This window comes from Streptomyces sp. NPDC047108, assembly GCF_040643575.1.
Lineage (GTDB): Bacteria > Actinomycetota > Actinomycetes > Streptomycetales > Streptomycetaceae > Streptomyces.
The window spans coordinates 136,160-162,175 of sequence record NZ_JBEYUP010000015.1 but is presented as its reverse complement, the minus strand read 5'-3'; the positions used below and the strand labels follow the sequence as shown (position 1 = coordinate 162,175).

Sequence of the window (26,016 nt, the reverse complement as noted above, 5' to 3'; positions counted from 1 at the left end):
CTCGACCAGGACGAACGGCGGAGGGGGGGCCCCGGCCCCCGCCGGCCGTCACCGCATCGCCGTGACGGCCGGCGTCACCCGAGCCTCCCGGCCCGCCGCGTGCGGGCCGCTTCCACAACCGCATACGTCACCGACGATCCCGATCAGGTGCGGCACGGCCGCCCGGGCGTGCGGCACCCGGTCCCCGAAGGAAGGAAGACCAGTGCCAAGAAACCCTGTCATCACCCGCCGCGGAGCGTTGCGCGCCGCGGCAGCAGTCGCCGTGGCCGCGGGAACCGGAGGCGCCCTCGCCGCCACGGCCTCCGGCGCGGGATCCGGTCACGCGGTGATCCCGGATCCGCTCATGTCCCAGTGGTACGTGAAGAACGAGCACGTCTGGGACAACGAGGACTACAGCGAGGAACTGCAGGGCATCACGGCCGGCACGGAGTACTGGTACATCGCCAACAACTCCGACGACGGCCAGGAGGGCATCTGGCGCGTCACCCACGACTTCTCCCAGCGCACCCGCATGCTCAGGAACCCGGCGCGCGACCACCACCTCGGCGACATCTCGTTCGACTTCGCCCGCAACCGGATCTTCGCCGCCCTCGAACCTGCCAAGGTCTGGGAGATCGCCATCAGCGGCGCCCAGCGCTCGACCGTGCGGATCGCGCCGCTCGGCGGCAGCGGGCCCCGCCCGCAGGGCAACTCGATGCCGTGGTGCGCCGTCAACCCGCGCGACGGGCTGCTCTACAGCTCGGCGTTCGGGGACTCCGGCGAGCCCATCACCGAGGTCACGCAGGTGCACGCCTACGACCCGGCGGACGGCTTCCGCCTGGTGCGCACCGTCGCACTGCCACACGCGGTCCGGCGCGTCCAGGGCGGTGCGTTCTCCGCGCGGGGCCGCCTCTACCTGAGCTCCGACGCGAGCAAGGACGTACGCGGATACGCCCTGCCGGCGACGGGCGGCGGACCGGGCGTGTACCTCGGCTCCTGCGGGCTCAATGCCCCCGATCTGGAGGTCGAGGGCCTGGTGGTGGGCTACCCGAAGAACCACGCGACCCAGGCGGGCGGCCACATGTGGGTGCACGCGGTCTGCCTGGACAACGACTGGCCGAGCGGCGACGACGCCTACGTGAAACACATTTCCGTACCCGACGCTATGGCGTTGTGACTCACCGCACGTACCGTGTACGGCAGTTCAAACCCCGCCGGCGCGATATGCGTAGTCGTTACTCATGGCAGGCGGGCCCGATCCAGCCACGATAAGACGCCTCCGGGGGAGAGTCGAAGGCACGCCGGGTGCCGGCCATCGCGCCACCGACCGGGCGACGATGCACGCAGGCGGCTCTCCCCCTCCTACACATGAATACGCGCCGGCATCCGTGCCGGCTGGGGGATAACAAAATGACAGATCCGATCCACGCCGGGGGCGAGGACGCCGTCGGACCAGCAGGTGGCAACGGGGCCGAAAACCGACCTGCGGGCGGACACGACGGACACGGGGGCAGTGGACACGGAGGCGCGACCGGACGCCACCATGCGTCCGGCGGGGACGGCGCGGAGGGGACAGCCGGCTGGGAGGGGGCAGCCGGCTGGGACGCCGTCGCCGGAGCCGTCACGGGGGCCGCCGGATGGGCCGTTCCCGGTTACCGGACCGTCCGGGCGCTGGGCCGGGGCACCACCGGCCGGGTCGTCCAGGCCGTCCACGAGCTGACGGGTACCGCCGTCGCCGTCAAGTACCTGAGCGACGAGACCTGGCGGGATCCCGATCTGCTGATGCGCTTCCGTGCCGAGGCCCGGACCCTGGAGACCTTCGACTCCCCGCACATCGCCGGGCTCTACGAGTACCTGGAGACCGCCGACGGCGTCGCGCTGGTGATGGAGTACGTCGACGGGGTCGACCTCGGCACGCTGCTGCGCAAGCACGCACCCCTGCCGCCCGAGGCCGCGCTCGCCGTGCTCAAGGGCTCCCTGCTCGGCCTGGCGACCGCGCACCGCTGCGGTCTCGTCCACCGCGACTACAAGCCGGGCAACGTCCTCGTCACCACCGAAGGCTCCTCGGTCCTCGTCGACTTCGGCATCGCCGTACGCCAGGGGGAGGAGGTCCCGGCCGCCGGAACCCCGCTCTACATGGCGCCCGAGCAGTGGGAGGGCCGCCCCGCCTCCCCCCGCGCCGACGTCTACGCGGCGACCGCCACCTTCTTCGAGTGCCTCACCGGCACCCCTCCCTTCCCCGGCGTGACCGTGCCGGAACTCGCCGTCCAGCACGTCAGCTCGCCCGTGCCCGTCTCCGCGATCCGCGAGGAACTGCACGACGTCGTCCTGCGCGGGATGGCGAAGTTCCCCGGGGACCGGCCCGCCACCGCCGAGGAGTTCGTCGAGGCGGTCGAGGCCGTGGGCCGCTCGCTCAGCGGGCGTGACTGGGAGGAGCGCGGGCGCCGTACGCTCGCCGCCCTGGTGTCCCTCGTCCATCTGCTGCCGGACGGCGACAGCGGCGCCTCTCACGACACCGACTCGGCGACGACCTCGCTGGGCCCGCCGGACGACGCGGTCACCGCGGTGGTACCGGCCGCGGGCGGCTCCGTCGCGTCGGTGATCCGCCGGCCTGTCAGCCGCAAGGCCCGGGCCGCGCTCGCGGCGGGCTCCGCCGTGGTGGCGCTCGGCGCGGTCGTCTCCCTCGCGGGACCTGGCGACGGACGGCGCACCACGGACCAGGCCGCGGGCACGACCGACAACCACGCCTCGTCGCGGCCGGGCAGCGCCGACGCCGACCCGGACAAGACCCCCGGCAGTACGCCGGAGCAGTCCGGTTCGCCGTCGCACAGCCCTTCGGCCTCACCGGACGACGAGGAGTCGGCGGAAGGCAAGACCCCCGACGGGATACAGGTGACGGTCGTCCCGGGCGAGACGCCCGACGGCGACGCGACCGTACCCGCCGACCCGGGGCCGGAGACGCCTGCCTCCTCCACCGACCCCTCCGAGCCCGAAGGACCCGGGGCCGAGAGCGCGCCCGCCCCGGCGGCCGTCGAGTCGGTGTACGTCACCGACTTCCAGCCGGGACACGGCTCCAGGTCGACCGCCCGGTTCACGATCAGCACGGACGGGACGGGACCGGTCCAGCTCAAGGTCACGTGGTACGACTCCTACCGTGGCAGCGCCGCCTCGGACCCGGGGTCACCGGACGGCGCCGTCCAGACCTTCTACCTCAGCGGCAAGACCAGCTATGTGATCGATGCCGAGCACTCCTTCGACTCGCTCAACTGCACGGACTTCCGCGGCGTCCTCGCCTCCACGACCCCGGGCGCCGAGACCGGCCGCCCGTACAGATCCGGCGGGACCGACGCATGCCTCCCGAGGTGAAGGGCCCCGCGGGCACCGGGCCCGGCGCCGGACACGGCGGGGACGGCGGGGGACGGAGCGAAGCGGCCACACGGCACATCACCCAGGTGTGGGGGCAGGGCGGGCACCCCGTCCACACCACCTGGCAGCCGGGCGACCCGCCCATGGTCCTGGAGGCGGACACCTCCCTGGACGTGACCGTGGAAATGGAACGCGTCCGGCTCGCGCCCGAGCGCGAGCGCGAACGGTCCATGGCGGACACCGAACGCGTCGGCAGCACGGCCGTGTCCACGCTCCGGTTCTCCGACAGAGCACGGGCCACTCAGGAGTCGCAGCCGCCCGACGCGACGCGGATGCGCTTCGGACCCGGCGTGCCCACCGAGGAGGCCACGGCGACCCGGCAGCGCGGCCGCAAGCGGGCCCGCCGTCGTGGCCTCGGGGAACGGCTGCGCATCGCGGCGCCGTACGTCGTGATCCTGGCGCTGCTCGGTTTCCTGGCCGTCGAGCGCTGGCCGCTGAACCGGGCCGAGTTGTCCGTCTCCGGTGTCGAGGTGGCGGTGGACTCCGGACAGGTGGGCTGCGGCGGCACGGCCACCGTCCGGGGCGTCGTCAGGACCAACGGGGAGGCGGGGGACGTCACCTACCGCTGGCGCCGCAGCGACGGCACCGTGTCCCCGCCGAGGAAGGAGAGCGTGGAGGACGGGCAGCGGACCGCCGTCGTCGAGATGAGCTGGTCCTTCGACGGACGGGGCACGCTCAAGGCGCGGGCCGACCTCGAGATCACCTCGCCGGGTCCGGGCGGCCGGGACTCGGTGGGCTTCGTCTACCGGTGCACGAAGAAGGACCGCTGAGGGAGCCGCCGCCGGAACGCGTTCAGGGACGCGCCGTTCAGGGGCGAGAGGTGCTGTCGCCTTGTCGACCTGTCGCCACATCGCTCGGTCTCTGAACCGACGGGCTGACCCCGTGTGCCCGTGTGCCCGTGTGCCCGTGTGTCGCGTGCCGTGTGCTGTTCGCCTGTGCCGGGCGACGTACGGCTGGGGCGGAGGACGGGGTGGAGGGATGCGCCGGGCGCCGACCGGATGCGGTGGGGGACGTACGGCGAGTCAGTCGCCGAGCCGGACGAGAAGACGTCCGGGCGCGGACAGCAGCGCTCCCCGCAGGGACAGGCTGCGCGTGTCGACGCCCTCCAGCAGAACCGCGAGCGCGACGTCGACGCCGTCCGCCAGGCCGTGCACGGAGCCCGCGATCGTCCGCGGGTTCCTCCGGGCCGAGCGGGTCGTCCTGACGCACGCGCCGGGGCGGCGCAGTTCGTGACGGCGGCGGTCACGGACCTCGGCGTAGGCGTACGACCGGTCACCCGCGTGGATCCGCAGGGCGCGTGCCCGCCGGGTCAGCCCCCATGAACTCCTCGACAGGCGCGCGGGGTTGCCCGCGAGAACGAGTTCGCCGTCCGCCAGGGAGGGGCGGCCTCCGTACTCACGGCCGCCGTACGACGATGCCGGAACGCCAACGCCCGTCACGGACGCCCCGAGGAAGAGACCTCCGTGGTCGGATCTCTCGGTCGGGTACACCATCTCGACGTGTCCCAGACCGCTGACGGTCCCGGCCCAGGAGAACACCTGGTCGCGCAGGACGTACCGGTTCGGTGACCCCGAGCGCGCCAAGGTGAACGCCACCCCGTCCAGATGCACTGTTCTTTCCCCCGGCCCTCGGACGACGCTCCATGATCGCAGGCCCTCATGATCGCAGGCCGGTGCACGGTCGAACGGGCCGGGGGCCGGGGACCGGTCCATGGCCGGGGCGGCCGTCGGCCGGGCCGTCAGTCGCGCCGATAGATCCGCTGCACGCGGCCCTTGAGGTCCGCGCTGAGATAGGCGGCGCCGTAGTCGTCCGTGAGGTAGATCCGCAGCGAGGCGACGTGCGAGATGATGTCCGTGTCGACGATGACGTAGCGGCTCGTCGGCTTGGCGACGCCCAGCTCCTTCTCGGCCTTCTTCATCAGCTTCGGCAGAATGTCCCAGTCGATCTTGCTGAGGTCGACCGTCACGTCGTCGGAGTCCAGGGTGCTCCCCGGCCCCGTGCGCGTCGCGACCTCCTCCCGGAACTCGTACTCGTCGTACACGCGGGAACGGGACTTCGACGGGATGGACGCCATCGCGTACTCGGGGTAGACCGTCAGGTCCACGACGTCCCGGCGGCCCGACGCCGAGCGGAACGCCTTGACCGCGTCCCGCATGCCCGACGGGGTCAGGAGATCGCCCCCATGGTCCGGCGCGACCGGCTTCTCGACCACGGTCTCCTCGCCCTCCGTCTCGGAGGGACGCTTCTTCGCCGCGCCGGAGGTGTCGCTCGCCGCCGGTTGCTCCTTGCGGTCGGTGGCGCCCGCGGAGCCCTCGCGCGGTATGAGGACCACGACGGTCGTCACCGTGACCGCGACGGCGACCGCCGCCAGGCCGGCGACGAACGGCCGGCGGGGCTTCCGGCGTGGAGGCAGCGCCCCAGGGGGCGGGCCGTGGCCGGGTGCGGGGCCGAAGACGCCGGGCAGCACCTGGTCCGAAGGAGGCCGGGCGTACGGGTTCTGCGGGGTGGCGGACGGCGTGCTCAGGACCGGCTGCACCGGTACGTACGGGACCTGGTAGGGCGTCGGCACCGCGTCGTGCACCTCACCTGACCCGGCGCCGTCGGGCGTGCCCGAACCGTCCGTGAGGCCCGCGCTCTGCGTGAGGCTCATGCTCTTCGTGAAGCCCGCGCCGTCGGCGAAGCCCACACCGGCTCCGGGGACCGCGTCCTCTTCGGCGCCGGCGGCCTGCTGAGCGTTCTCCAGCAGCATGTCGAGGCGTGCCGCGTCGGGCCGGGCGGCGACGTCGCGTACGAGCAGCTCCGCGAGCACGGGGGCCAGCGGGCCGGACCGTACGGGCGGCGGGATGGGCTCGTCGAGCACGGCGACGAGCGTGGCGAGACTCGTCGCCCGGCGCAGCGGGTGCGCCCCCTCGGCACAGACGTAGAGCAGCATGCCGAGCGACCACAGGTCCGATGCGGGATCGCCCTCCACACCCCGGATGCGCTCGGGGGCGATGTACTCGGGCGAGCCGATGAGGTCGCCCGTCGCCGTCAGGCTGGTCGACTCACGGAGCGCGGCGATGCCGAAGTCCGTGAGCACGGGGCTGCCGTCGGTGCGCAGCAGGACGTTCGCGGGTTTGACGTCCCGGTGGTGGATGCCTGCCGCATGGGCCGCGCGGAGTGCGGAGAGGACGCCGCGGCCGAGCCGCAGTACCTCGGACGTGGGGAGCGAGCCCTGGGCCAGGCGGTCGGCCAGACAACCGCCCCGTACCAGCTCCATCACCAGCCAGGGGTGCGAACCGTCGGCGGGCTCGACGATGTGATGGATCGTCACCACGTGCGGGTGGTCCAGGCGCGCGAGCGCGCGCGCCTCCCGCAGTACGCGCTCACGTGCCGTCCTGACGAGATGCGGATCGGCCTCGGCCAGTGCGGGGTCGGGTGGCCGGACCTCTTTGAGTGCCACTTCCCGGTGCAGCGCCGTGTCGAGGGCGCGCCACACGGTCCCCATGCCCCCACTGCCCAGCCGCGCGATCAGCTCGAATCGACCGTCGACAAGCCGTCTGCCGGCCCCCCTGGTGTTCATGGCTGGTCAGCGTACGGGGCCGCGGGGTGCCGTAGCCACCAAACGTGTGGGTAGCCGCTACTCACTTCGGGCCCGCGTGCGGCGCGTCGCCACGCCCCCCGGCGTCCCTGGTCAGCCTGCCTGCCGGAGGCCGGCTTCACGGGTGCGGTTCGTGACATCCGGCGGTGCGGATGCGGGGCCGCCGACCGCGATGCGGGCCCGCCCCGGCGCGGAGTGTCCGTACCGCCCCCGCTCCGTGATGCGGCGGTGATCGACAGCGGCTCGCGCGCCGACCTACGGTGAAGTGCCGCGACGTGGCGTGAGGTGCGGCGACGCGCGGTGAGACGCACGGTGAAGTGCCGCCGCTACGGCATCCGTCAGGGCATCCGCGACGGCCTCCGGCTCCGGCGCGCGGCGACAGGGGGGGGAACGATGAGGGCGATGACCCGGATCGGGAGCGGCGTGGCCGCCGTGGTCGCGCTGCTGGCCACCGCCACGGCCGTACCCGCACACGCGGGCGAGGGCGACCTGACGCTCGACACCGTGGACGACTACGTCACCCACCGCCCCTCCATGACCGTCGAGACGCACTTCTTCCTCGGGCTGCGCACGGCATCGGGCGCCCGGGACGTCCGGCTCACGGTCGACGCGCGCGACGCGAAGGGTGTCGTGGACCTGCGTGCCGACAAGAAGTGCCGCGAGACCGCCCGGAGTTACGTCTTCTCGTGCGCGTACGACACGCTCGGGCCGGGCCGTACCGAGGTGTGGGGACTGAAGATCAAGAAGGCCCGAGGGGCGGGGGAGGGCGAGACCGCGACTCTTCGTTACTCCGCCACCGCGGCCGGAGGCGCCACCGCGCGGTCCACGACACGGCTCATGGTCGGGGGGCCCCATCTGGCCGCCCGGAAGAAGCCCCGGATCGACGGGGTCGCGGCGGGCTCCACCGTCGAGTACACGCCCGCCGTGGCCAATCCGGGCAGGAAGCCCTCCCGGGGCGTGGGCGTGACCCTCTCCCCCTATCCCGGCCTCGATCCCCACCGGACCTTCCGCAACTGCCGCTATCCGTCGGCCAAGAGCACCCACCCGGAGGTCGGCCAGGAGTTCTACTGCTGGTTCGACACGGTCGTCGAGCCGGGCAGGGCCTACGAGTTCTCCGCCCCGCTGTCCTTCGGAGTCTCCGGCACCCTGATGCAGGGGATGATCCTGGCGACCCCGTGGGCGTCCGGTCAGGCGTCGCCGTGGGCCGACGACCCGGAGGCAAAGGCCCGCTTCACGAAGCGGGGGAGCGGACCCGAGGTCACCCTCCGCCCGGTCTCCGGCGCGCGCCTGTCCGACTACGAGGACATCGGGACGAACACCGATGTCCGCACCACGACGCGGGCCGATCTGCAGGCGGTCGGCGCGGCCCTCAAGGGGAGTCTGGGGGAGCGGGTCACGGTCGACCTGGGCGCGCGCAACGCGGGACCGGGCGACATGGACACCGAGGGCTACGAGAACACCGACGGGCTGGCGTACCGGATCACTCCGCCGGAAGGCACCCGCCTGGTGCACGAACCGGATCCGGAGGAGGAAGAGGAGGAGCCCTGGCCCTGCAACCCGGCCCGGTCCGGGGCCCGTTCCTACACCTGCCCGATCGGCGAGAACTTCGGGCCCGGCGACTCCGACACGATGCCCATCGAGTTCTGCGTCGAGAAACGGGTCGAAGGCGCCGAAGGGAAGGTCGAGATCGTCGGCGACCGGCAGTTCCTGTCGCGCGACGGAAAACCGGCCAACAACGCCGCGCCGATCCGCGTGTCCGTCCCGGGCAAGGCCGAGGGGTCCGCGGCGGACGCGGCGGCGTGCGGTGGGCGGGGCGACGCCGAGAACGGAGAGGCCGGGCCCGCTGCGGACGGTGCCGACCGGGCGGCCGGCGGTGGGCGGGGCGATCTGGTGGCCTCGTACGTCGTGGGCGCGGTGGCCGTTCTCGGTGCCCTGGCCTGGGGAGCGCTGAAGCTCCGGAGGCGCCGGCCCGCGTGACGGGGCGGTACGTCCCGGCGGAAGGGTGAGGCAGTACGCCCGTGCCGAGTGACGAGGCGGCACGGGCGGGCCGGCCACCGTACGCTCGTAGGCTCAGGACGTGGCCTCAACTCGCCTCCCCCGACCCGGGGTTCTCGACGTCCTCGTTGCTGTTGCCGTGGCTTTCGCGGTCGTGGTCACCGTCGTGGCCGCCGAGGGGACGAGTGCGTACGTCACCGTCCCTGCGGCCTGCGCGGTGGGAGCGGTCATCGGTGCGGTGGCCGGCCGGGGCGGGCGCCGCGGCGGCCCCGGACCTGCCGTCGTCCTGGGCATCCGCCGAACGGCAGAGTGTGAACGGCGATTCGCGAACGGATCTCTGCCGATCGGCAGATGGTCCGGTGACGGCGCCGCGCCGAGGATGGAAGCACCGAACCTTCCTTCCGCACCCTGCTCAACAGGGCTGATGTCTCCTGGAGTTCACCATGTTCCGACGCGTCGCCGCCGCCTCCCGGATCAGCGTCACCGCCGGTCCCGCCTGCGTCCTCCTGGTCTCGCTGACCGCTGCCTCCGCCACGACCGTCCGCCCCACCGCGCACGGCACCGTCGTCGGGGCCGATGCACCTGCCAAGAGCGGGGGAACGGCGGTCGCCCGGGTCCACGGATCCGGCCGGATCGCGTACGCCTACGCGCCCGACGACCGCATCCGTTTCACCGTCGACGCTACGGCCGCCCCGTTCTCCCGCCCCGCTCCCGCGGGGAAGGAGCCGAGGCACGGCCTGCCGACCGACGCGCGCGGCACGCTCCGCTGGTCGCACCGGGTCGCGGCGACCGGCGAGACACTGGCGTCCGAAGCGGCCGTCGACTGTCTGGTGACGGGGGACGGCGTGGCGACGTTCACGGCTGTCGTCACCAAGGTCAACGACCCCCGCCTCGAGGACACCCTCGGTCAGCGCCTCGGGTTCGGCGTCCTCGACGGGTCCGCGGGTGCGCACGGCGACCGGGGCGGCCGGGACCGCTTCGGGTTCTCCTAGGGCGTCGCGAACCAGGACGTGGACGACCAAGGCGATCCCGTCCCCGTACGTACGGGCACCTGCATGGCTCTCGCCCCGTTCGCCCCCGTCGCAGAAGGCGGCTTCGCCGTCCGCCACGCCGACCTTCCCCCGCTCCCCGAGGCCGACCGCTAACGCGTCCCGCGCTCGCCAGGTCCCGTGTTCCGGCCCCCATCCGGCCCCTTTCCGACCGGCGTCAACCGGTCGGAAAGGGGCCGCATATGCTGAAACCATGACCGGTCGGCGCACGCAGCAGGCGTGCGCCGCGCAGCGCGACGACAAGGGAGACCATGTGACGGAGCCCCAGGATCCGATCGTCCTCGACGGACCCTTCGTCACGGACCCCCACGACGCATACGCGCAACTGAACGCCACGGCCCCCGTCCACCGGGCGGTGACTCCCGACGGGGCGCCGGTCCTGCTCGTCACCGGATACCGCGAAGTCCGCGCCGCCACCGTGGATCCGGGGCTGTCGCTCAGCAAATGCCATGCGGCCACCACCGGTCAGCACGGCTCGTCCATGCCTCCCGAACTCGACGCCCATCTGCTCAACACCGATGCGCCCGAGCACACCCGGCTCCGTCGGCTGGTGGCCACGGCTTTCACCCCGCGCCGCATGGAGCGACTGCGTGACTCCGTACAGCGGGTGACCGACGAACTGCTCGGCCGGATGGAGCCCCGGGGCAGTGCGGACGTCGTCGCGGATCTCGCCATGCCGCTGTCCATGGCGGTGATCTGCGATCTGCTGGGCGTCCCCGACGAGGACCGGCCCGACTTCCGGGCCTGGACGGACACGCTCAACTCCCCGGCGTCCGACGCCGCGTTGCACTCGCGCGAGGCCATGCGGAGCATGCACGACTACCTCACCGGGCTCGTCGCGCTCAAGCGCCGCCGCCCCGGGGAAGATCTGCTGTCGGCGCTCGTCGAGGCGCGTGACGACGGGGATCGGCTGAGCGAGGACGAACTCGTCGCCATGGCCTTCCTCCTGCTCTTCGGCGGCTACAGCAACTCCGCGACGCTGATCGCCACCACGGTGCTGGCGCTGCTCACCCACCCCGAGCACCTCGCCGCCCTCCGCATGGGCGCCCTGGGCATGGACGCGGTGACGGAGGAGGCGCTGCGCTGGAACGGTCCGACGATGCTGGCGTCCCGGCGCTTCGCCCGGCAGGACCTCTCACTCGGGTCGACGACCGCACGGGCGGGTGAACGCATATGGCTCTCCTGGGGTTCGGCCAACCGCGACCCCGAGCGCTTCGCGATGCCCGAGGTCTTCGATCCCACCCGTCCGGACAGCAAGGGCCACCTCTCGTTCGGCCACGGCGCCCACTACTGCCCGGGGGCGTCCCTCGCCCGCCTGGAGAACAGCGTCGCCGTGAGCGCCCTGATCCACCGCTTCCCGGCCCTGGCGGCGGCCGTCCCAGCGAGCAGACTGCGGTGGACGGAATCGCTGCGCGTCCGCAGTCTCAGCGCTCTGCCGGTCACCTTGTGAGCCGCGTGCGATAAGCCGGGGCGCGTCGGTCCCGCTCATCCGGTCCCGCTCATCCGGCCCGGCTCATCCGGTCCCGCTCATCCGGCCCCGCTCGTGACCGAGGAGACCAGGCGCTAGGCATCCCGGCGGAGATCGCGGACTTCCGGGCGTTGCCGGAAACCGGCTGACGTGTAGGTGGCGACGGCGCCGACATTGGAGCTCGGGGTGCAGACGATCGCGCTCGACGAGCCCAGCTCCCGGAGCGCGGCCGCCGCGGCGACGGTGATCGCCACGCCGTAGCCGTGACGACGATGTTCCCGGTGCACGCCCATCGGCTCGAGCAACCCGGGCCTGCCCGGACCGGCCGACCACACGGCCACCGCCGCCACCGCGTCGCCCCGGTCGTCGTACGCGACCAGACACCGGGCGTCGGCGAACGGAGAACCGGCTGCCATCGCGTGCCAGCGGTCGTCCGTGAACGTCGACCCGTCGAAGGCCGCGCGATGTACGGCTACGTACGCGTGCGCCCGCTCGGGTCCGATCACCTCGATCCGTACGCCCGGGTCCTTGAGGTCCTTCAGGTCCTTCACCGGCCCCGTGAGGTCGCGGCGCAGCGGTGTCCACGGCTCGTCGGCGTTCCAGCCGTTCTCGACCAGCAGATCTTGGACCAGTGCACCCGTCGGCGCTTCGACGTTCACCTGTCCCTCGGGCAGCACACCGCGCTCGGGATCGGCCGCGTCGTCGGCCACTTGCCGCGCCAGCTCCTCGTCCCGCCGAGCGTCCGGCGCGGTCGTCAGCCGCAGCAGCCGGGGACCGTCCAGCAGCCCGACAGCGAGAATCCGTCCGTCCCGGCTCCACGTCCTGACCGCCGCGGCGGTGGCTTCCGCGCCGGACCGCCAGAACCAGCCCAGGTCTCCCGGATGGAGTTGCATCGGCCCGCCGTCGTCCTGCCACTCCCGCAGCACGCCCACCGCTTCGCTCAGCCCGTCGACTCCCGGCATGCCCAACGCGATCGCCATACGCCCGATCACACACCACCGAACCGACCGTCCGCACCCGGTTTCCGGCCGACGCGGTGCGGCGCGCGGCAAGACCGGGCGAGCGGGGGTGAGTTGGCCGATGAGGTGTGGTGCGAGGTCAGCGAGGTCAGGCGGCGGGCGCGCCGAACCACCGTTGCGCCTGGCCGGCCAGATCCGCCTGATCCTCCCCGGCCCAGGCCACATGGCCGTCCGGCCGCAGCAGCACGGCGGGCACCTCCAGTTCGTCGCTGTCGTCGACGACGTGGTCGATCCGGTCGGCCCATCCGGTGACCGAGAGGCGGCCGGTCCGGTCCAGGAGCAGTCCGCGACCGCGGTGCAGCAACGCGTAGAGGCGCCCCTGCTTCAGGGCGATGTCGCGCATCCGCTTGCCGAGCAGGTCAGGGCCGTCGCCGAGGTCGTAACGGACCCCGATCGCCGTGATCATCTCCGTCACGTACCGGTTGACGTCCGGGAAGTCCATCAGCTCCGACAGCAGGCGCTGCAGCGCACGGGCACCGGGATCGGGGACCAGCAACGCGCTCTGCGCGCAGGTGTTGTCCAGTACGCGGGCGGCCACCGGGTGCCGCTCGGTGTGGTAGCTGTCGAGCAGCCCGTGCGGCGCCCGTCCGCTCACCTCGGCGGCCAGTTTCCAGCCCAGGTTGAACGCGTCCTGGATACCGAGGTTGAGCCCCTGCCCTCCGGTCGGCGGGTGGATGTGCGCCGCGTCGCCGGCCAGCAGCACCCGCCCGACCCGGTAGCGCTCGGCCTGCCGGGTGGCGTCACCGAACCGGGACAACCATCGCGGTGAGTGCACGCCGAAGTCGGTGCCGCCGACCGCCCGCAACCGCTGCTTGAACTCGTCGAAGGTCGGCGCGGTCGCGCGGTCCTCGGCCACCCCTTCGGCGGGCACGATGACGCGGTACACCCCGTCCCCGAGCGGCATGGCGCCGAACCGCAGATGCGTCTTGCGGGTTTCGGCCGTCACCGCGGCCAGCGTCGCCGGGTCGTCGGTCACCTCCATGTCGCCCAGCAGCGTCTCGGTCCTGGAGGGCTCACCGGGGAAGCCGACGCCGAGCAGCGCGCGCACCCGGCTCCGGCCGCCGTCGCAGCCGACGAGGTAGCGGGCCCGCAGCCGGGTGCCGTCGGCCAGCTCGGCGCTCACCCCGTACTCGTCCTGGCTCAGCCCGACCAGTTCGCATCCGCGGCGGAGTTCGGTGCCGAGTTCCGTGGCGTGCTCGGTCAGCAGGCGCTCGGTGACCGCCTGCGGGATGGCGAGGCCGTACGGGTGAGCGGTGTCCATCCCGTCCGGCCAGGGCTTGGTGATGCCGCCGAACAGGCCCCCGACCGAGAACCGTTTTCCGGCAGCGAGGAACCGGTCGAGCAGGCCGCGCTGGTCCATCACCTCGACGCTGCGTACATGCAGGCCCAGGGCGCGGGAGTGCACGGTCGGCTCGGTCAGCTTCTCCAGTACGAGCGCGTGTACGCCGTGCAGCCGCAACTCGGCCGCCAGCATCAGTCCGGTCGGTCCGCCGCCGACCACGATCACGTCGATCATCGAGTTCCCCGTCGTTCAGCGCGATGGAATGTCGGCCGGCCGGCTCCGCGCGGTCCTGCGGCACGCTTCCGCGCCACCCGCACCACCGCGCGGAGTTCCCGGCAACCGCAGGGCGAGCCGGTCCGGCGGTTCGACGTCCTGGGGCAACCCATACGCCGACAAAGCCGAACAGATGTCGCGACTCGCACAACTCTGCAGGTTCCGGCCTCGGTCGACGATTGTGCGGCAGGACCCGGGCCTTGCCGCAAGTCCCCCGGTGCGCTATACGTTGAGAGTGGCAAGGAGACGGAACTCCTTGCCTTTTCTTGTGCGCCGCGTCGGGCTCATTCCTCGCACTGCGGCGATGTCTTCCTCGCGATGCGGCGGTGTCCCGCGTCCGTCGGGGCCGGTCGAGCGGGCCCGGCACGTCACGGGTGGGTGTGCGGCGGAGTCCCGCGGCCCGGGGCAGGCGTCATGGAACGGGGACGTTCACACGGATCAAGGTCTGCTGGCCGTTCGCGACGAGCTTCCGATGGCCGTCCCGCACGCCGAACACCTCCAACTGGCACACGGTCAAGGTCCGTCCGGACTTGAGGACCGTGCCCACGGCCTCGATGTGGTCGCCGACGGCGGGCGCGAGGAGATTGATCTTGTACTCGACGGTGAGCACATCCGTGTCCTCGGGAAACAGTGTGAACGCGGCGTAGCCGCCGGCGCTGTCCGCGATGGCGCTGGTGGCCCCGGCGTGGAAGTACCCGTGCTGCTGGGTCACTTCGGGGCGGCTCGGCAGGACGATGTGGACGCGACCAGGGCCGACCTGCGTGATGCGCGCACCCAGATGACGCATCAGGCCCTGGCGGTCGAAGCTGCTCCGGATGCGCGCCTCTGTCTCGGGGGTGGCCCGTTCCTGCTGTGCCCGGTCGTCCATGTGCTCTCTTTCGGTGGACATCTGGACGCTGATCCCGTCCTGGGAGTGGCACCGGGCTCGCCCTACGGGTGGCGCTGCCGCACGGGCTCCGACTCCGGTTCCGGTGCCGGTTCCGGCAGGGGATCGCCGGTCTCCAGCAGCGTCTTGAGGCTGGAGAGCAGCGAGGGCCAGCCTTCGCCGACCATCTCCACGACCGTGCTGCCGGGCGCGAATCCGTCGTGCACGACGGTCAGTTTGACCATCTCGCCGACCGGTTCGATCTCGAAGGTCACCTTCGACCGCTGCTCGGCGGCGATCTTCGCCAGCAACTCGTCGCCGACCTCGAAAGTCTCCGCCCACTGAGGGCTGAAGGTGTGCCAGGTGTAGGACAGCCGGCGGGGCGGGTCCGCTTCGAGGACGACCTGACCCGGGTCCTCGGTCCTGGCCCCCCGCTCGTCCCAGACCATCGGCGAGCCGGGCTTCCAGTCGGTCTCGAAGGCCACCCCCCAGTAACGGCGGGTGAAGGCCGGATCGGTCAGTGCCTGCCAGAGCCGCTCCGGAGTGGTGTGGATGTAGGTGGTGTAGACGAACTCGGGTGTGGATTCCATGGGTTCTCGCTCCAATGCCGTCTTCAGGTCGGCGAGCGCGCGCACGCGCTCCCGGTCGTACCGGTGGATCCAGCGGTCCGTGATGGCGTTGATCGGCGCGGCATTGAGGTAATGCAGCTTCTCCCTGCCGCGCCGGACGGTCGTCACCAGGTTCGCCGCCTCCAGAACGGCCAGGTGCTTGCTGACGGACTGCCGGGCCATGTCGAGTCCGGCGCACAGCTCCCGCAGGCTCTGCCCGTTGCGGGCGTTCAGGCTGTCCAGCAGCCTCCGTCGGCTGGCATCGGCCAGCGCCTTGAACACCTCGTCCATCTCGTCACCTCTGTCATGCAGCCATCCGGCTGCATGACTGCACGATAGGCAGCCAGATGGCTGCACGTCAAGGAGGGAACCCACGGACCCCTGGACACACGCGACGACCTGCGGGCGGACGTGCGCAAGGCCGCACCGCCTGCGCCGCCGCGTCGACCTGCGCCGCCGCAGCGGCGTTCCGGTGGCGTGAACCGATGCGGGGCCGGTGCTACTCGCCGGCGCGCCGGTGATCGTGAGCGGCACCTTCCGCTGGGTAGGTCTCCGCACGCGAGGCGTTCGCCGTAAGGCGCCGACTGCTGCTGCGGTGCGGAGGTGCCGCCCGGACCGGTCCCGGACGGTATGCGGGTCTCGCCCGGGCCAAGGGGCTGGGCGATGATCCCTTCCTTGGGAGCGATATCCGCCCGGTGTCTGGAAGGCCCGTCTACGGGGCCGCCGTCCGCAGCGACGGCGTGAGCAGCAGGGCTATGACCGCGAGCCCGGCCACCGTGCCGAACGGCAGATACCAGAGGCCGAGCACGGCGAGCACCAGGACGGCCCACCAGGCCCCCTGGACACTCGCTCCGTACGCGGCACCCGCCGCCAGATACACGCTCGCGTAGCCGACGAAGACCAGCTTGACCGGCAGTGACCGCGGTTCGAGCCCCGCCCCCGACACCGCCTGCGCCCACGGGCCGAGTTGCCCCGCGTGCTCCCCGCTGCCGGGCGTCACGTAGTCACCGGTGACCAGCGCGTGGATGCCGTCGAACAGCATCCATCCGCCGACGATCGCAACCAGGGCCACGACGACCCACCCCGTCCAGTGCACCGCGGACTCCCCCTCCTGCTGCTCCTGCTGCGCGGTCTCATCACGGCCCGATACCGGCGGGCCGATGGGACAGAACGCTAGCCCCGCCCACTGACAACGCGGCTCTCCCGGACGCCGGGACGAGGCGGAACCGATCGCGGCGGAACCCGCCGCATCGGCAGCGGGGCGGCGGGGGGCGGAACGGCACCGAGGGCCCGTCCTGCCGCTGGACGGGCCCTCGGTGTGATCGGCGCCGGGTCGCGTACGGGGGTCAGGTCGCGTACGGACCGGGCGCCACGTACGAGCCTGACCGCACCACGGTGCGAATCGCGGTGCTGCGGGTCAGGCCGCGTACGGGCTCTGCCAGCCGAAGGACGGCCACCAGCCGATGCGGTACTCGGTGCCCCATGTGCCCGGGAAGCCCGTCGGGCTGTAGCGGAAGCGGGCGTAGCACGACGTGGCACCGTACGGGCGCCAGGCGACGGCCGTCCTCATCGGGTACTTGAGGTTGATCGACGATGCGTTGTCGCACACGATCTGGGCCGTCACACTGCCGCCGTTGAACTTCGACGCACAGCTCGACGACGTGGCCGTGGCGTCCGTGACCGCGTTCAGGACCTCACCCCCGCCGTCGTACGAACTCCACGCGCTCACCGTGTAGTTGCAGCCGTTGACGTAGTCCCACACCGTCGCCGTGGTGCTCGACTCCGCGGCCTGTGAAGGAGTGGCGAAGAGCACGGTGCCGCCGAGCGCGACGAGTGCCGCGGCAGCGCCGCCGATGGCTCTCGCCCTGAGTTTTCTGGACAATTGGCCCCCCTGTATGAATGACGCGGCGGTATGCGCCTGCGTCTGGAATGTCCGGCTGCGGGTCATCAGAGCACGGCGCCGCGTCGACGGGCGTGAGCAGCACATACTCCAAGGCCCCGCTGCGGGACGGCCGAAGCGTCACGCTCCGGCACGGCTCTCGAGCGCCGAGAGTGCCCAGTGCCGAGAGTGCCGAGTGCCGAGTGCCCAGTGCCGGACGGCCGGGCCGCTGGGCCCGGCCGTCCGGTTCCTTCACGCCCCCGTCCAGGGGCCGGGGTTCATCCCGCCGTGTAGACGTCCTCCACGTACCGTCCGTCCGCGATCAAGCCGTCCAGCCACTCCGTCGCGGCCTCGGGCGAAGCGCCCGTCCGTGCCGTGCAGAGCGCGACGAACGCCGCGCGCACCCCGGGAGCCATGTGCGCCCCGTCTCCGCACACGTACACCCGCGCGCCACGTTCCAGCAGCGACCACACCTCCTCGCCCTCGGCCTCGATGCGGTGCTGGACGAACCGGTGGCCCTGATCCGGCCGTGCGCTGAACACCGGACGCAGCGAGACGGCGCCCAGGGCGTCCGCGTCCCGCAGTTCGTCCGCGTGCAGGAAGTCGCCCTCAGGGTCGTCGCAGCCGAAGTAGCAGAGCGCGGGCGCCAGTTGTTCTCCCCGCACCGCTCGCATCCGCCGGTCGGAGACCGCTCCCCGGAAGGGCGCCAGCCCCGTACCGGCCGAGACCAGGATCAGGGGAGTGCCCTCGTCCTCCACCACCCGGAACGCCTCCCGGCACGGCTGGATCCTGGCCTGCACGGTGTCGCCCGGCTTCAGCGAGGCCAGGAACCCCGACCCCGTACCCGTGAACTCACCGCGCCCCGAACGCGCAGGGGCACGCAGCAGCGAGACCATCAGCTCCGCGTGGCGGGGGTCGACGGCCGGCGAGGAGGAGATCGAGTAGTGCCGGGGGCGGCGGGGCGCAGCAGGTCCAGCAGCACCGGCCAGGTCAGGACCTCGCGCAGCGCGGGATGGTCCTCGACGACGTCCAGCAGCGTGCGCGGATCGGCGTCCCGCGCCTCCGGATCGTCGGCCAGCGCCTGCAGCGCGATGCGCTCCGGCGGGCAGGGGTTGATCCTGGCGAGCCGGGCCAACTGCCCAGCCGTCGGCCGGTCCTGGAGTTCGGTGAAGTGGCCGAGCAGGGTCCGTACGGTCACGGGCCGGTCGAGAGGCAGCGCGCTGCGGGCCGGGCGGCCCGCGCGGATGTCGAGGACCGTGTCCAGGTCGGCGCCGAACGCCGTCGCTGCGCGCTCCACCACACCCGGATCGTTGACCGGCAGGACCGTCAGGTGGTCGGCGGTGCGGTACGAGACGCCCTCGGGGAGGGCGAGCCGCAGGAACTGCTTGAGCCGCGGGTACCCGGGGGCGGTGAGCGGGCGCGCCTCGGTCACCGTCATCTCGACCATGCCGTGGCGCGCGGCCAGGGAGTCGAGCGGTCCGCCGGTCAACTCGCGCACGGTGAAGGCGGGTTCGGTGCCCCGGCGCGTGGAGTCGGCCCCCGCACCTGCGGGCGCCCCGCCCGCACTCGCCGTCTCCCCGCTGCCGTACCGCTCGAGAAGTGCGCGCGAGAGCCGGTCGGTGAACTCGCCGACCGCGCCCGTCAGATCACCGGACGCGTCCGCCGCCCCGCGCTCGATGAGGCGGGTGCCGCCCAGTTCCGCGAGGCGTTCGTCGATGAGTGTGGGCACGCGCTGGTACGTGGCGGCCCAGTTGCGGTCCCCGACTCCCAGCACCGCGTAGGTGACCCCCTCCGCCGTGCCGGGCTCCGCCGTCTCCAGCCACTCGGCGAAGGCCACCGCGTCGTCCGTGGGCCGGCCGTTGTAGGACGCCGCCACGATCACCACGGCACGGTCGGTGGGCAGCCGGCCCGCGTGGCCGTCCAGGGGTGCGGTGACCGGCGGGCGGAAGCCGAGCTCCTCGGCCTCGTCGGCGAGTTGGCGCGCGAAGCCGCGGCAGGTTCCGTAGTTGGACCCGTGCAGGAGCAGCAGGTCCGTACCCGGCGCGATCCGTGCGGGCGGCGTGCTGTCCCCGGCTCCCGCGGCGTCCGGTGCCGTGTCGCCGCCCGGCCTGCGGGCCTGTGCGGTACGACGCTCCGGGAGCGCCGTGCGGTCGGCGGCCCGGTCGGCCGGGGTCCGCGGGGCGAGCAGCACGGTCAGGCCGTCCGGCTTCAGCGTCAGCGTCTCCTTGATCTCCAACCGGTAGTCGGTGTGGTCGAGCAGGCGGTACCGGTGCACCAGCAGACCCAGCAGCATGACCGCCTCGTGCAGGGCGAACTGCCGCCCGATGCAGGCCCGTTCACCCGTACCGAAGGGCTTGTACGCGTGCGGGGACCGCGCAGCCTCCGCCTCGGGCGCGAAGCGCGAGGGGTCGAACAGCTCCGGGTTGGGCCCCCAGACCGGATCCCGGTGCAGCATCGGGGTCAGCACGATCGCTGGTTCACCCGCGCGCAGTGGGATGCGCCCTCCGAGGAGGACGTCCTCGCGTGCCTCACGGCCGAACGCCGCCGCCGTCGGCCACAGGCGCAGCGCCTCGGCGACCACCTGGCGGGTGTACCGCAGCCGCCCGACGTCCTCGAACGACGGGTCGGGGTCGGTCTCGTCGCCCCACAGTTCGTCCACCTCCCGCTGGACGAGCCGGAGCACCGTCGGGTCCTTCAGCAGGTGGTACAGCGCGAACGAGAGCGCGCCCGAGGTCGTCTCGTGACCGGCGATGAGGAACGTGATGACCTGGTTGCGGATGTTGGCCAGGTCGAGTGTTGTGCCGTCGGAGGGGTGCGGGGCGCCGAGCATGAGCCCGAGCAGATCGTCACCCCCGGGGCCGCCGTTTCCTCCGCGGGCGCCGCCGGCGGTCCGTGCGCCGATGACCTCGTCGACCACACCGGCGATATGGTCGGCGTCCACCCGGAACGCCGCGTCCTGCACGCCGTAGTCGCCGTCCGGAGCCCGGCCCAGCCGGGTCATGGCCCACTCCAGGCAGCGGACCATCGCCGCGACGAACGGGTGTGCCTCGGCCCGCGAGAACGACTCGAAGTCGTAGCCGAATCCGGCCAGTCCGATGGTGTCGAGCGTCATCCGCGTCATGTCGTCGGGCACGTGCACCGGCAGTCCCTCGGCCGCGGCCGCGTCCCACGAGCCGACGAGGCGCCGGGCCACGCGCAGCATCACCGGATGGTAGGAGCGCATGGAGCCGAGCGCGAAGGCCGGCATCAACACGTCATGCGCCTTGGCCCAGTTGGGCTCGTCGTTGTACGCGGTGAAAAGCCCGTCCGCCGTCATCTCACGGACGTTCTCCAGCGCCGGGCCCACGTACTTGGTGAACCTGGTCTCGTCCGACAGGTCCGTGACGAGGTCGAGCGAGCTGACGAAGAGGGTCTCCGGTCCGTGCAACCGGCGGCGGAACACCGGACCGTGACGGCGGGCCAGATCCATGGCCTGCTGCAGCGGCTTGCTCGTGGGACCGGTCCGGGAGATGTCCACGACGGGGATGTCGTCGAGGTGCGGGAGGACTGTCGTGTCGGTCGTCATCACCAGTACTTCTTCCGGTGGGGGCTCGATGAGGCGGCGCGCGGCGGAGCCACCCCGCACCGCGTCGTCACGTGTGCGGTGCGGGCGGCCCGAGGGCGCCTGACTCCACCCTGTCCCTGGTGGCGTACGGTTCCGTGTGCGCCGACTGCAGGAACGTGTAGCGGTTCCCCGCGGCAGGGGCTTGCGCGGCGGACGCCGGACTGCGCACCGGACCCTGGGCGATCGTGGACGGGCAGCCGGGCCGCGCCGTTCGCGCGGAGGCGGCGTGACGGACCGGGAGCGGAGGAACGACGCTGTGGCGGAGTGTGCGGACTCGCCGGACGAACCGCGGAGGGCCGCGGCCGACCTGAGAGCCGACGCCACCGACGAGCAGGAGCCGGGGCGGGCCCGCTGCGACGAGGCCATCGCCTGGCGCAACCGCTTCCTCATGCTGTTCGACCGCATGCCACTGGCCATGGCCCTGTGCCGGACGGACGGCGAGATCCTGCTGGCCAATCCGGCGCTGGGCGCCGAGTGGGGCCGCCCCGCCGGGCGACTCACCGGCCGTAACGTCCTGGAACTCTTCCACCCGCGGGCCTCGGCCCAGCTGGAGCGGATCGCCGAAGCGCTCCGGGTGGGGCGTCGCTCGCGCTACCCGCTGGCGGTTGGCTGGACGTCCGGGGGAGAGGATCGGCACGGCGAGCTGACCGTCGATCCCGTCAGCGAGGGCAGCCACGCGGTGCCCGCGCTGCTCGTGGTGCTCCGCTCCGTCGATGCCGCGCCGCGCGAGGCGGGGGAACAGGACGGCCCGCTCCGAGAGGACGGAGAGGTCGGGCCGGTGGGGCGCCGCGTGCTGGCCCTGGCCGCGGCGGGACTCACCACCGCCGCCATCGCGAAGGCGATGGGCCTGACCGTGGACGGGGTGAATTACCACGTCACCCGGCTGTCGCGACGCTGGCGGACCCCGAACCGTACGGCGCTCGTGGCCAAGGCGTATGCCCTCGGTGTCCTGTCGCCGGGCGCCTGGCCGCCTGCACCGGGACCGGCCGACGCCTGACCGCGACCGCTCCGGCCGTTCGATGCCGCCCCTGCTGATGGTCATGGCACGGCCACGGTGAGTGAGAAGAGGGGGGCGCGGGATACCCCGGGACCAGGGCGGCTGACGCTGCGGGCGCATGCGGCCCCGAAAGAGCGGTTCACGGCTTTTCCGTCCATTTGAACCGGACCTGTTCGGAGAGCATGCTGAAGGCGTGAGGGCTGGGTGATCAGCCCAGTGATGTGCAGGCCATCCGGGTTCCCATCGGACCGAGGCAGGGCGGTATGAACACCGAGGACGCCCTTCTCCACGGCCGGGAATCGCGTGGCGTGGACTTGACGCGCTGGGCCACGTTCATGGTCGGTGAGGACGGGGTCGTCACCGGCTGGAGCCCTGACGCGCAGCGGCTCCTCGGCCACGCCGGGCGGCAGGTCGTCGGGCGGCCCGCGGCCGACCTCTTCCTCCCGGGCAACGAACCGCCCTTCTGGACACCGCCACGGGACCAGGACGACTGGGTCGGCGAGGTGACCGCACGCCACATCAGCGGTCGCCTTCTGCACCTGGCGGCCCAGGGCTACCGCTTCCTCCCCGACGGCAGCACGCAGCGCCAGTGGCTCGTGACCGCTGCACTGCCCGGGAACTTCCTGCTCCTGGGGGAGGAGCAGGCCATGCTGGACTGGCTCTACCGGCGTTCGCCGGTCGCGATGACGGTCTACGACACGGACCTGCGGTGCGTGCGCCAGAACAAGGCGATGGCGCGGCTCACCGGCGTATCCGAGGTCGACCGGCTGGGGAAGCGCCTGCCCGAGATCCTGTCCGGCCCCGACGCCGTGGTCTGGGAGCGGCGCATGCGGCGCGTTCTGGAGACCGGCGAGCCCGCCTACTCCGGGGAGATGCGCGGCCGTATGCCGGCCGGCCCCGACCACGACCTGGTCTTCTCGGCCGCGGCCTCCCCGCTCCAGGACCGCACCGGACGGATGCTCGGCATCTGTGCGACGGTCATGGACATCACCGAACAGGTCCGCGGCCGTGAGCGGCTGAACCTGCTGAACGAGGCCAGTACGCACATCGGCAGCACCTTGGACGTCACGCGTACCGCCCAGGAGCTCGCGGAGATGGCCGTTCCCCGGCTGGCCGACTGGGTCCATGTGGATCTGCTCGAGACCCTGCTGCAAGGCGAGGAGCCAGGTCCCTTCACCGGGGGCGTGGCCCTGCGGCGTGTGGCGAACGAGTCCGTCAACCCCGGTGCCCCGGAAGCCCTGTTGCAGCCGGGGGACGTGGACGTCTACCCGGCCCAGTCGGCTCCGGTGCGCTGCATGGCCACCGGCCGTTCCGTGCTGCAGCTCGTGGAGGACCCGGCCACGCAGGCCTGGCTGGCCGACGACCCCGTACGCACGGTGGGGTTCGCCCAGTCCGGCTTCCAGGCGATCATGGGTGTTCCGATCCGCGCGCGCGGTACGACCTTGGGCGTCACGCTCTTCCTCAAGCGGTCCAAGGTGCCCTTCAGCGACGACGACCGGCTGCTGGCGGAGGAGTTGGTGGCGCGCGCCGCCGTATGCCTGGACAACGCACGCCGGTTCATGCGTGAGCACACCGCCGCCCTGACCCTGCAGCAGACCCTCCTGCCGCAGCAGCTCCCCACGCAGACGGCGGTCGAGGTCGAGTCGCGCTATCTCCCGGCCGGGGGGCGCTCCGGGGTCGGGGGCGACTGGTTCGACGTGATTCCCCTGTCGGGGAAGCGCGTCGCCCTCGTCGTGGGCGATGTCGTGGGGCACGGGATCCACGCCGCCGCGACGATGGGGCGTCTCCGTACGGCCGTGCGCACACTCGCCGACGTCGACCTCCCCCCGGACGAACTCCTCACCCATCTGGACGACTTGGTGATCCGCCTCGCCACCGAGGACGAACTCGTCGACACCCAGGCCACCGACCTGGGCGCCACCTGTACCTATGCCGTCTACGACCCCGTCTCCCAGGTGTGCTCCATCGCCCGCGCCGGACATCCGCCCCCGGCCGTCGTCCACCCGGACGGCGCGGTGGAGATCCTCCAGCTGCCGGCCGGGCCCCCGCTCGGGCTCGGCCATCTGCCGTTCGAGTCGGCCGACGTGATCCTGCCCGAGGACAGCCTGCTCGCCCTCTACACCAACGGGCTGCTCGACTACCGGGAGCAGGGCATCGACGAGGGGCTGGACCGCCTGCGCCGGGCGTTCGAGAAGCCCGCGGCGTCGCTGAGCGCGCGGTGCGAGGCCGTGCTCGACGACCTGCTGCCGACCCGTCCCCCGGCCGACGACGTCGCCCTCCTCATCGCCCATCTGCGGACCCTGGGTTCGGACAAGGTCGCGGTCCTCGACGTGCCGCCAGAGCCCGAGTCGGTGGGGTACGCACGGTCCTGGGCCATCGACCAACTGGCCGCGTGGGGGCTGGAGAGCGCGGCCCCGATCACCGAGCTGGTGGCCAGCGAGCTGGTCACCAACGCCATCCGGCACGCCCAAGGCCCCATCCAGCTCCGGCTGTTGCGGGACACCACGCTCATCTGCGAGGTGTCCGACGCCAGCAGCACGGCCCCGCACATGCGCCGCGCACGCCTCTCCGACGAGGGAGGGCGCGGGCTCCTCCTGGTCGCCCAGCTCACGCAGCGCTGGGGCACGCGCCATTCGCGCGTGGGCAAGACGATCTGGTGCGAGCAACTCCTCGTGGAGGAGTGAACCGCCCGGACCCGACGTGCGCGGAGCACTCAACGCCTCCGGTGCCGGCTGCCAGAATGGCGCCATGCTGACCATGGGATCGGTCGTGATGGGTGCCTCGGACGTGCGCCGTGCGGCCGCGTTCTGGATGCGAGCGCTCGGTTACGTCCCCCGCGACGGGGAGGTCGAGGACGACTGGACCGTGCTCGTACCGGCCGATGGGCGCGGCGCCGCGGTGTCGATCGGCGTGAGTGAGACACCCGTACAGGAGCGTCCGCGTGTGCATCTCGATCTGTACGCCACTGATCAGGCGGCGGAGGTGGAGCGGCTGATCGCGCTCGGCGCGGAGCGGGTCGAGTGGGCCCTGTACGCGGACGACGCCGACTACGTCGTGCTCGCCGACACCGAGGGCAACCGCTTCTGCGTGATCGACAAGGGCTGACGGGCGCGCCACCGCGGAAGCCGGGGGTGCGGCAGGTCAGCCGTCGATGAGCTTCCGTTTGGCCATCGCGAACTCCTCGTCCGTCAGGGCGCCACGGCCGTGCAGATCGGCGAGGCGCTCGATCCGGTCGACCCAGGAGGGATCCTGCTGCGGCGTCGCGCTGCCGGTGGCCTTGATGTCGGCGTCCGGGGAACCGGCAGCCGGGGAACGGAACTCCGCGGCGTTCTTCACGGCGGTGCGGAGTGTGTCGGCGAACGCCTCGGAGTCCGTGACGTTCTCCCAGCTGTGCGCCCCCGACACCGCCGTGACCTTGAGTATCTGCCCGGTCAGCCGGGACTTGGCGACCTGCACGTCCGTGATCCCGGGAAGCGGTACGGGTACGGGTGCCCGGCCCTCCTTGACGTACAGAAGCCGGTGGGTGGTCAGCACCAGGGCACCGTTGGTCCAGTCCTGACGAGCGCGGGCGGAGGTCACCGCAAGCGGTGCCTCACCCGGTACGGCCGTGTCGTCCACGGCTGATTCGACCCGGTTGCTGCTGTCACCGAGCCGGTCGAACGCGATGTCTGCAAGGTCACTCCAGTCCATGAGGGGCACTTTACGCAGATGTCGCGTCTTCTTGACACCCCTCGGCGATGTCGTGTCTTCTTGACAGGTGCGAAACAGCGTTCGGGACCGGAGGGCAGCCGCCGGCCTGTCCCAGGCAGCGCTGGCGGACCTGATCGGGGTGTCCCGGCAGACCGTCAACGCCATCGAGACCGGCAAGTGGGATCCATCGCTCCCCGTTGCCCTGAAACTCGCCCGGACACTGGGCGCCAGCGTGGAGGAACTCTTCGATGACACCGAAGACGCCGAACACCCCTGAGAGCCCCGGAAGTTCGGGGCAGGGA

General features: G+C 72.2%; 19 protein-coding genes and 1 pseudogene. 10 read left to right on the top strand and 10 right to left on the bottom strand.

Annotation, left to right across the window (positions count from 1 at the left end):
• The first annotated feature begins 202 nt into the window (after positions 1 to 202).
• The 3 genes from ABZ822_RS25105 (at position 203) to ABZ822_RS25095 (ending at position 4,175) form a co-directional block, all read left to right on the top strand.
• Positions 203 to 1,156 carry a hypothetical protein gene (locus ABZ822_RS25105; RefSeq protein ID WP_360858423.1) on the top strand — a complete coding sequence of 318 codons (954 nt, stop codon included), beginning with the start codon at positions 203 to 205 and terminating at the stop codon, positions 1,154 to 1,156.
• Positions 1,157 to 1,389: 233 nt separating this feature from the next.
• Positions 1,390 to 3,345 (top strand): protein kinase, encoded by a 1,956-nt coding sequence (locus tag ABZ822_RS25100; protein ID WP_360858420.1) that lies wholly within the window; start codon positions 1,390 to 1,392, stop codon positions 3,343 to 3,345.
• Positions 3,330 to 4,175 (top strand): hypothetical protein, encoded by an 846-nt coding sequence (locus ABZ822_RS25095; protein ID WP_360858417.1) that lies wholly within the window; start codon positions 3,330 to 3,332, stop codon positions 4,173 to 4,175. The genes ABZ822_RS25100 and ABZ822_RS25095 overlap by 16 nt, the downstream gene beginning before the upstream one ends.
• Before the next feature lie 252 nt (positions 4,176 to 4,427).
• Here ABZ822_RS25095 and ABZ822_RS25090 read toward each other — a convergent pair whose 3' ends face one another.
• On the bottom strand, positions 4,428 to 5,015 hold the full coding sequence (locus ABZ822_RS25090; RefSeq protein ID WP_360858414.1) for a hypothetical protein: 588 nt from the start codon (positions 5,013 to 5,015) through the stop codon (positions 4,428 to 4,430).
• 128 nt (positions 5,016 to 5,143) lie between these two features.
• The gene (locus ABZ822_RS25085; RefSeq protein WP_360858411.1) at positions 5,144 to 6,967 is read right to left on the bottom strand and encodes a serine/threonine-protein kinase; all 1,824 of its coding nucleotides are present in this window, start codon (positions 6,965 to 6,967) and stop codon (positions 5,144 to 5,146) included.
• Between the two features lie 420 nt (positions 6,968 to 7,387).
• On the opposite strand from ABZ822_RS25085, the gene ABZ822_RS25080 reads away from it, so the two are divergent.
• The 3 genes from ABZ822_RS25080 (at position 7,388) to ABZ822_RS25070 (ending at position 11,479) form a co-directional block, all read left to right on the top strand.
• Positions 7,388 to 8,962: a hypothetical protein gene (locus tag ABZ822_RS25080; protein ID WP_360858408.1), complete on the top strand. Its 1,575-nt coding sequence runs from the start codon at positions 7,388 to 7,390 to the stop codon at positions 8,960 to 8,962.
• Positions 8,963 to 9,423: 461 nt separating this feature from the next.
• Positions 9,424 to 9,972: a hypothetical protein gene (locus ABZ822_RS25075; protein WP_360858405.1), complete on the top strand. Its 549-nt coding sequence runs from the start codon at positions 9,424 to 9,426 to the stop codon at positions 9,970 to 9,972.
• Positions 9,973 to 10,222: 250 nt separating this feature from the next.
• Complete coding sequence (locus ABZ822_RS25070; protein WP_360858402.1) at positions 10,223 to 11,479, top strand: cytochrome P450; 1,257 nt, start codon at positions 10,223 to 10,225, stop codon at positions 11,477 to 11,479.
• A gap of 113 nt (positions 11,480 to 11,592) precedes the next feature.
• Here the strand turns inward: ABZ822_RS25070 and ABZ822_RS25065 are convergent, their stop codons facing one another.
• From ABZ822_RS25065 to ABZ822_RS25035, 7 genes and pseudogenes are all read right to left on the bottom strand, one after another.
• Positions 11,593 to 12,477 (bottom strand): GNAT family N-acetyltransferase, encoded by an 885-nt coding sequence (locus ABZ822_RS25065; RefSeq protein WP_360858399.1) that lies wholly within the window; start codon positions 12,475 to 12,477, stop codon positions 11,593 to 11,595.
• A 127-nt stretch (positions 12,478 to 12,604) separates the two neighbouring features.
• The gene (gene rox, locus ABZ822_RS25060; protein WP_360858396.1) at positions 12,605 to 14,032 is read right to left on the bottom strand and encodes a rifampin monooxygenase; all 1,428 of its coding nucleotides are present in this window, start codon (positions 14,030 to 14,032) and stop codon (positions 12,605 to 12,607) included.
• 451 nt (positions 14,033 to 14,483) lie between these two features.
• Positions 14,484 to 14,939 carry a PaaI family thioesterase gene (locus ABZ822_RS25055; protein ID WP_360858455.1) on the bottom strand — a complete coding sequence of 152 codons (456 nt, stop codon included), beginning with the start codon at positions 14,937 to 14,939 and terminating at the stop codon, positions 14,484 to 14,486.
• A 62-nt stretch (positions 14,940 to 15,001) separates the two neighbouring features.
• On the bottom strand, positions 15,002 to 15,835 hold the full coding sequence (locus ABZ822_RS25050; protein ID WP_360858393.1) for a metalloregulator ArsR/SmtB family transcription factor: 834 nt from the start codon (positions 15,833 to 15,835) through the stop codon (positions 15,002 to 15,004).
• 421 nt (positions 15,836 to 16,256) lie between these two features.
• Positions 16,257 to 16,640, bottom strand: coding sequence for a hypothetical protein (locus ABZ822_RS25045; protein ID WP_360858391.1), 384 nt, complete (start codon positions 16,638 to 16,640; stop codon positions 16,257 to 16,259).
• Positions 16,641 to 16,961: 321 nt separating this feature from the next.
• The gene (locus ABZ822_RS25040; protein WP_360858388.1) at positions 16,962 to 17,426 is read right to left on the bottom strand and encodes a hypothetical protein; all 465 of its coding nucleotides are present in this window, start codon (positions 17,424 to 17,426) and stop codon (positions 16,962 to 16,964) included.
• Positions 17,427 to 17,701: 275 nt separating this feature from the next.
• Positions 17,702 to 20,988: pseudogene (locus ABZ822_RS25035) on the bottom strand (cytochrome P450).
• Between the two features lie 295 nt (positions 20,989 to 21,283).
• Between ABZ822_RS25035 and ABZ822_RS25030 the strand changes: the two are divergent.
• The 3 genes from ABZ822_RS25030 (at position 21,284) to ABZ822_RS25020 (ending at position 25,129) form a co-directional block, all read left to right on the top strand.
• Positions 21,284 to 22,024, top strand: a complete 741-nt coding sequence (locus ABZ822_RS25030) for a PAS domain S-box protein (RefSeq protein WP_360858385.1) — start codon at positions 21,284 to 21,286, stop codon at positions 22,022 to 22,024.
• A 263-nt stretch (positions 22,025 to 22,287) separates the two neighbouring features.
• On the top strand, positions 22,288 to 24,708 hold the full coding sequence (locus ABZ822_RS25025; protein ID WP_360858382.1) for a SpoIIE family protein phosphatase: 2,421 nt from the start codon (positions 22,288 to 22,290) through the stop codon (positions 24,706 to 24,708).
• Positions 24,709 to 24,772: 64 nt separating this feature from the next.
• A complete protein-coding gene (locus tag ABZ822_RS25020) occupies positions 24,773 to 25,129 on the top strand; it encodes a VOC family protein (RefSeq protein WP_360858379.1) in 357 nt (118 codons plus the stop codon).
• A gap of 36 nt (positions 25,130 to 25,165) precedes the next feature.
• On the opposite strand, the gene ABZ822_RS25015 is transcribed toward ABZ822_RS25020, so the two are convergent.
• Entirely contained in the window at positions 25,166 to 25,714 is a 549-nt protein-coding gene (locus ABZ822_RS25015) for an SHOCT domain-containing protein (RefSeq protein ID WP_360858376.1), read from the bottom strand.
• A gap of 67 nt (positions 25,715 to 25,781) precedes the next feature.
• On the opposite strand from ABZ822_RS25015, the gene ABZ822_RS25010 reads away from it, so the two are divergent.
• A complete protein-coding gene (locus ABZ822_RS25010; protein ID WP_360858374.1) occupies positions 25,782 to 25,991 on the top strand; it encodes a helix-turn-helix transcriptional regulator in 210 nt (69 codons plus the stop codon).
• The last annotated feature ends 25 nt before the right edge of the window (positions 25,992 to 26,016 follow it).